The following is a 4,912-nucleotide window of genomic DNA, read 5'->3' on the forward strand; positions in this document are numbered from 1 at the left end:
CTCGCGGAGGAGAAGGCGATGGTGCCGTGGGTGTCGTCGACCTCCGCCCGGACGGCGGCGTGGGCGAGCTCCTCCTCCTCGCCGCCGAGCGACATCGCCGTGAGGACCGCCCTCGTCGGGACCGTCACCGGACCCTCGGCGCCGTCGACCTGTCGGCCGTCGGTCAGCTGGAGCCACGCGAGGTCGACCGCGTCGCCGCGCAGCGAGGCCTGCAGCCGGGTCGCCCCGTCCTTCGCCCACACCTCGGCGAAGGGCTCGTCGCGACTCTCGCGGCGCAGCACCTGCTGGGCTGTCGCCCAGTAGGACTGGGTGTCGAACGTGGACTGCCAGCGTGGCGAGATCGTGCCCACGACCAGCGCCTCACCGCCGCCGGGAAGGGCGAGGATGCGAGCGGGCTCCGTCGCAGCCGGCCCGGTAGGCACCGGTTCGGCGGCTGTCCACTCGCCACCGGGCGGGAGGTACCGGGTGCTGACCGCTCCCCCGCCGCCTCGCTCGGTGCCGGTCAGGACGGCGTGCAGGCCGCCCTGCTCGTCGAGGGCGATGCTGACGGCGTCGTACCACTCGGGGTCGGCGAACACCCAGCTCCCACCGGCGGGGTGCAGGGCGATCCGACGTCCGCTGTCGTCGGGGTAGCCGAGGACCGCGACATCGCCGCGCGCGTTGACCACGACCTGCTCGACGTAGGCGAGACCGCCGAGCTGCTCGGGCGAGGTCCAGGTGCCGTCCGTCCGCCGGATCCGCGCGACCACCGGCGCTGAGGTCTCGAGGTCGTCGCCGCGCGCCTGCTCCGTCCACACGGCGACGCCCGCGCCGGCGTCGTTGAGAGCCGCCTGGGGGGCAGAGGTCCGCATGTCGGGTGCCGACAGCGCCACGGGCGTCGACCAGGTGCCGCTGGCCCGGGTCGCGGTCACGATGCCCGCGCTGGTGCCCTCCTCGTCGGTGCGGACGGCGAGCACCACGAGGCCGTCGCCGGCCCGCAGGAGGAGCGGCTGCGCCGCGTGGTCGATGCGCAACTCGCCCGCGTCGGGCGCCGCGCTGCTCGCGGTCTGCTCGGACGAGGGCGCGCTGTCACCCTCCGGCGAGCACGCCGCGGCGAGCACGAGGAGGGAGAACGCGGCGGCCCACCTGCGTCGGTGCATGCCGCCGCGCTCGCCGTCAGTCGAGGTAGTCGCGCAGGACCTGTGAGCGCGAGGGGTGGCGCAGCTTCGACATCGTCTTCGACTCGATCTGGCGGATCCGCTCGCGGGTCACGCCGTAGACCTTGCCGATCTCGTCGAGGGTCTTGGGCTGGCCGTCGGTGAGGCCGAAGCGCATGCTGACCACGCCCGCCTCACGCTCGGAGAGCGTGTCGAGGACGGCGTGCAGCTGCTCCTGCAGGAGCGTGAAGCTGACCGCGTCGGCCGGGACGATCGCCTCGGAGTCCTCGATGAGGTCGCCGAACTCGGAGTCGCCGTCCTCACCCAGGGGGGTGTGCAGCGAGATCGGCTCGCGGCCGTACTTCTGGACCTCGACGACCTTCTCCGGGGTCATGTCGAGCTCCTTGGCGAGCTCCTCCGGGGTGGGCTCGCGGCCGAGGTCCTGCAGCATCTGGCGCTGGACGCGGGCGAGCTTGTTGATGACCTCGACCATGTGCACCGGGATGCGGATGGTGCGGGCCTGGTCGGCCATGGCGCGGGTGATCGCCTGCCGGATCCACCAGGTGGCGTACGTCGAGAACTTGTAGCCCTTGGTGTAGTCGAACTTCTCCACCGCGCGGATCAGACCGAGGTTGCCCTCCTGGATCAGGTCCAGGAAGAGCATGCCGCGGCCGGTGTAGCGCTTGGCGAGGCTCACCACCAGGCGGAGGTTGGCCTCGAGCAGGTGGTTCTTGGCGCGGCGGCCGTCCTCGGCGATCCACTCCAGCTCCTCGAGGAGCTTGGGGCTGATCTTGCCGCCCTTCGCGAGCTTCTCCTCCGAGAACAGGCCGGCCTCGATCCGCTTGGCGAGCTCGACCTCCATCTCGGCGTTGAGGAGGGGCACCTTGCCGATCTGCTTGAGGTAGTCCTTGACCGGGTCGGCGGTCGCGCCGGCGACCATGACCTGCTGGGCAGGCTCGTCGGTCTCGTCGGCGGAGGAGACGATGAAGGAGGCGTTCTTCTCGTCCTCCTTGATCGTGGGGTCCGCGACGACGTCCTTCTCGAACTGGTCGTCGGGGATGTCCGGCAGCACCTTCTTGCCGTCGGGCCCGACGACGGCCACCTCGACGTCACCCAGGTCGACCGGCGCGGCGCCGCTGTCGGCCGCGGCCTTCTTCGCCGGGGCCGCCTTCGAGGCCGGGGCCTCGGCCTTGGCGGCGGGCGCCTGCTTCGCCGGCGCCTTGGGCGCCGCCTTCTTGGCGGTGGTGGCCGTGGCCGACGCACCCTTGCGCGCCGCGGCCGCGACGGCCCGCTGCTCGACGGGCGAGCCGAGCTCGACGGAGATCCCCAGGCCCGACAGATGGGCCATCAGGGCCTTCAGCTGGGCGGGAGCGACCTCAGCCGCGGCGAATGCCTGACGGAGGTCCTCCGCGGCGACCCGGCCGACCGGCGCGGCGCGCTCGATCAGCGCGGCGATCGACGGGTGACTGAGCAGTGCGGGCGGGACCGAACGATGGTTCGAGGACACGAACACCTCTCGATGCAGATGGTTCTAGGGCGCGGCAAGGACCGGAGGCGTCAAGACCGCTGTCGTCATTCTGCCACGGCTCCCCCAGCGCTCCGTTCATCGGGGCGTCATACGAAACGTGGCCTCGTGCCCTCGCGCCGTATGACGTCCGCGCGCCCACGCGGGGACGTCATACGGAACGTGGCCTCCAGCCCCCACCTCGGATGACGTCTGACCGGCCGGCTCGGGACGTCATACGAAAGGTGGCCTCGAGCCCTCGCTCCGTATGACGCAACCACGTCAGCCCGCTTTCGCAGCGGCCTTCTTCGCCTTCTTGTAGTCGCGCACCTTCTGCAGGGAGACCGGGTCGACGACGTCGGCGACCGAGCGGAAGCCGTCGAGGGCGTAGTCGCCGGCCGCCTTCTCCCACCCGGCGGGGCGTACGTCGAGCTGCTTGGCCACCAGCGCCGTGAAGATCTTCGCCTTCTGCGCCCCGAACCCCGGGAGCGCCTGGATGCGCTTGAGCAGGTCCTTGCCGTCGGCGGCCTCGGTCCACAGCCGCGACGCGTCGCCGTCGTACTGCTCGACCACGATGCGGGCCAGCTCCTGCAGCCGTGCCGCCATGGAGCCCGGGAACCGGTGGATCGCCGGGGTGGTCGAGCAGAGCGCGGCGAACTCCTCGGGGTCGGCGGCGGCGATCGCGGCCGGGTCGAAGCTGCCGAAGCGGCTGACGACCTTCTGCGGGCCCTGGAAGGCATGCTCCATGGGGTACTGCTGATCGAGCATCATCCCGACCAGCAGCGCGAACGGGTTGGAGCTGAGCAGCTCGTCGGCCGCCGGGTCGTCGGTGATGTGGATGGCCATGGGGACATCCTGCCGCACCGTGGGCAATCACCCGGCGAGCCCGATCCGGCGGTCGAACCCGCCCGGCGCGTGCACGTTGAGGAAGCGGACCTCGCCTCCACTCTCGTTGCGGAACTCGTGCGGTGTGCCGGAGGGCACCAGCACGAACGTGCCGGGCCCGGCGGCGACCTCACGGTCGCCGAGGGTGACCGACAGCGTCCCCTCGAGGACGAGGAAGGAGTCGTCCTCGTCGACGTGGACGTGGCGCTCGATGCCCTGCCCGGGCTGCAGGGTGACGATGCCGAGGTTGAAGTACGGCGTGTCCTGGCTGCGGGCGAGGAACTCGACGTTGCCGTGCCGGTGTCCCTCCCCCACAGCGAGGACGACGGCCGGGCGCGTCATCGTGCACCCGCAGGGACGTCGGCGAGCGGGCCGCCGAAGAGATTGAGCGGGTCGGCCGCAGCCTTCGTACGGCGCAGCCGGTCGAGGACGTCGGGCCGCCAGATCGACTCGGCGGCGACGCCGTGGCCGGCGAAGTTCACCAGCGAGGTGCCGGTCGACCACGGCGCGAGGGCGGCGACGACGCCGTCGGACACCACGGGCGCGACCTCGGCCAGCGGCGGCGGAGCAGGCGCGACGACGGACAGGGCGAACGCGCCCTCGCGGCCTGCCACCGCGTTCGGTACGGCGGCCGGCCGACCGAGCGCGCCGCCCATCAGCCGCAGCTCCACCATGGCCAGCGGGACCTCGACGTCCGGGCCGGCGACGGCGAGCAGTCGTTCGACGAGGTCTCCGGGCATCCCGCTCAGCAGGCCACCGCGGAAGACGGCAGGCAGCGGGTCGGGCGGGTCCATGTGGATCCCGTCGACGGCGGCGAAGGACATCGTGCCGACCGAGTCGAGCACCGGGGCACCACCGGCCCGGCGGATGGGGGCGAGCAGGGCGCCGGCCTCCTCGGCGGTGCCGGTGGAGCCGAACCGGAGGGCGAGGCTGACCACGCCACGCAACGGCGGCGGCACGTCGTCGACCGGCGGCATCCGGAGCAGGGCGACCGAGGTCGTGACGTGCTCCGGCAGCGACGGCGCCCAGGCGGCGAAGGCGTGCAGCACGTCAGCGACGGCCGGACCGGTGAAGATCATCGCGCCACCGTGGAAGGCGTGGACCGGGAAGAGGTCGATCTCGATCGCGGTCGCGATGCCGAATCCGCCCTGGCCGCCGCGCAGGGCCCAGAACAGCTCGGGGTCGCTGCCGGCGGTGACCCTCGTCCGGTCTCCGGTGGCGGTCACCAGGTCGACGGCGCGGACGTGGTCGGCGGCGAATCCGTGGCGGCGCGCGAGGTGGCCCATCCCTCCGCCGAGGGTGTAGCCGACCGCGCCGACGCCCGAGGAGGACCCCGACAGCGGGGCGAGGCCGTGCGGGACGGCGGCGTCGATGACCTCGCGCCAGC

Annotated in this window: 5 protein-coding genes; all 5 read right to left on the bottom strand. The window is 72.5% G+C overall.

Annotated elements, in window-relative coordinates:
• A partial coding sequence (locus FHP29_RS21465; RefSeq protein WP_158296444.1) for a hypothetical protein occupies positions 1–1,139 on the bottom strand: 1,139 nt, incomplete at its 3' end.
• A 16-nt stretch (positions 1,140–1,155) separates the two neighbouring features.
• Positions 1,156–2,649, bottom strand: a complete 1,494-nt coding sequence (locus tag FHP29_RS01850; protein ID WP_139621175.1) for an RNA polymerase sigma factor — start codon at positions 2,647–2,649, stop codon at positions 1,156–1,158.
• Between the two features lie 273 nt (positions 2,650–2,922).
• Positions 2,923–3,486, bottom strand: a complete 564-nt coding sequence (locus FHP29_RS01855; RefSeq protein WP_139621176.1) for an HhH-GPD-type base excision DNA repair protein — start codon at positions 3,484–3,486, stop codon at positions 2,923–2,925.
• A 27-nt stretch (positions 3,487–3,513) separates the two neighbouring features.
• Positions 3,514–3,867, bottom strand: a complete 354-nt coding sequence (locus FHP29_RS01860) for a cupin domain-containing protein (RefSeq protein ID WP_139621177.1) — start codon at positions 3,865–3,867, stop codon at positions 3,514–3,516.
• The coding region (locus FHP29_RS01865) for an FAD-binding oxidoreductase (RefSeq protein ID WP_139621178.1) at positions 3,864–4,912 on the bottom strand (1,049 nt) is incomplete at its 5' end. The genes FHP29_RS01865 and FHP29_RS01860, both read right to left, overlap by 4 nt.

It is taken from the genome of Nocardioides albidus, assembly GCF_006335005.1.
GTDB classification, from domain to species: domain Bacteria; phylum Actinomycetota; class Actinomycetes; order Propionibacteriales; family Nocardioidaceae; genus Nocardioides; species Nocardioides albidus.

Coding starts and splice junctions, on each gene's coding strand:
- FHP29_RS01855 (WP_139621176.1), bottom strand. CDS start 3,486: ATGGCCATCCACATCACCGACGACCCGGCGGCCGACGAGCTGCTCAGC.
- FHP29_RS01860 (WP_139621177.1), bottom strand. CDS start 3,867: ATGACGCGCCCGGCCGTCGTCCTCGCTGTGGGGGAGGGACACCGGCAC.